Annotated in this window: 1 protein-coding gene; it reads right to left on the bottom strand. The window is 40.8% G+C overall.

Translation table 11 applies throughout. From position 1 onward, the window contains the following. Positions 1-35 precede the first annotated feature (35 nt). Positions 36-1,273 (bottom strand): IS3 family transposase gene (locus AB6D80_RS24990; protein WP_139137516.1). Its coding sequence is split into 2 segments (ribosomal slippage): positions 36-901 and positions 901-1,273, totalling 1,239 coding nucleotides; the frame shifts between segments, so codons are not numbered across the junction. Between the last annotated feature and the right edge of the window lie 41 nt (positions 1,274-1,314).

Raw genomic sequence — 1,314 nt, 5'->3', positions numbered from 1 at the left:
CTGTCTCGTCCTAAAATACGTTGACAGTTTTTCTACTAAGCCAACAGCGTCAGCTGTTGGCTTTTTTCATGCACCTCATTTGGAGTTTTCATCCTGAGACTAAGGTGCGGCCTCATGTTGTTATAGGTACTTATAGACTCTTTTACTAGTTGTTTAAGCTCTCCGAGGTTTTTACACTTATCAAGTAAGAACTCTTGTTTCAGGATTCCATTTATCCTCTCTGCCAAGGCATTTTGGTAGCAGTCATAACCATCTGTCATCGAAGGCATTATGCCGCTACTTTTCAACTTATCTTGATAAACACCTGAGCAATACTGCAGACCACGATCTGAATGATGGATACAAGGACGATGATATCGACGCCCTTTGATAGCCATATCCAGCGCTTTCACGACATCCGTCGCTTTCATTTCATTGCTCAGCTCATAGCCCATTATTTTTCGACTAAACGCATCCGTAACCAATGATAGGTAGTGAACCCCTTCATCAGATTGAACATAGGTTATGTCGCTCACCAACACACTCTCCGGACTACATGGTTGGTAGTCCTTTAATAAATTCGGGTGTTTCTTCATCCAATGTCTACTATTGGTCGTTTTTGTAAAACTACGTTTAGGTCTTACCAATAATCGTTCATCGCGTAAGTAGTTGAAAAGCGCATCTCGACCTAACTTGATACCTTGTTCTTGTAGTTTGGGTTTAAGCAAAAAATAGAGCTTTCTAGTACCAACCCGAGGCATATAACGCCTAATATCCAACACCATTTTTTTAATCGGTTTAAGCTCTAACTGACGATGATGAATTCGCTTCTCTCGTTGATAAACACTCTGCCTCGTTATACCGCATAGCTTACATATTCGAACTAAACTTATTCCTTCCTGTTTTTGAAGGCTTCTTGCTCCTTGGCTAGATACTTTTTTCTGAGACTGGTTCCGTGCTCAGCATCAAGAATATCAACCACTCTATTTAAAAAGAGATTCTTGATTTTTTCGTCTTCTAACTCTTTCTCAAGACGTTTTATTTTCTGTGCAGGTGATTCTTTAGGCTTAGGTGATTGGTGCATGGCATTCATCCTTGGATTTTGCGCCCAATCCATCTTACCGTGCTTTCGAAGCCAGGTTAAAACGGTTGAGCGGCCTTGGATACCATAAATGGTTTGGGCTTGTTTATATGTCATATCGCCTCTTTCTACAGCAGCGACAATCTGTAATTTAAAGCCTAGTGTGTAATCACGCTGAGTGCGCTTAACATAGGTCCTATTTGAAGTAGTCATAATTCGTCCTCAATGTGTAAACACATTTCAGGACGGGACAA

The sequence above is a fragment of the Vibrio sp. 10N.247.310.17 genome (assembly GCF_041466605.1).
In the GTDB taxonomy this organism is placed as follows: domain Bacteria; phylum Pseudomonadota; class Gammaproteobacteria; order Enterobacterales; family Vibrionaceae; genus Vibrio; species Vibrio tasmaniensis_A.
This window is presented reverse-complemented; position numbering and strand designations above follow the sequence as displayed.